Annotated in this window: 1 rRNA gene; it reads left to right on the forward strand. The window is 51.5% G+C overall.

The window, feature by feature from the left end:
• Window positions 1–373: ribosomal RNA gene (locus KJK34_RS15150) — 23S ribosomal RNA — on the forward strand; the annotation flags it as partial.

The following is a 373-nucleotide window of genomic DNA, read 5'->3' on the forward strand; positions in this document are numbered from 1 at the left end:
AGTATCCGCAAGGAAGCAAACCCGCTGAACTGAAACATCTAAGTAGGCGGAGGAGAAGAAAACAAAAGTGATTCCGTAAGTAGTGGCGAGCGAACGCGGAGCAGCCCAAACCGGTTATGTTACGGCATAACCGGGGTTGTAGGACTGCGCCATTCTATGCAAATCGAACCGGAAGCAACTGGAAAGTTGCGCCATAGCGGGTGATAGCCCCTTACGGGTAAGAGATGTAATAGATAGCAGTATCCTGAGTAGGGCGGGGCACGTGGAACCCTGTCTGAAACTGCCGGGACCATCCGGTAAGGCTAAATACTCCTGAGAGACCGATAGTGAACCAGTACCGTGAGGGAAAGGTGAAAAGAACCGTGAATAACGG

This window comes from Flavobacterium coralii (genome assembly GCF_019891545.1).
GTDB lineage: Bacteria > Bacteroidota > Bacteroidia > Flavobacteriales > Flavobacteriaceae > Flavobacterium > Flavobacterium coralii.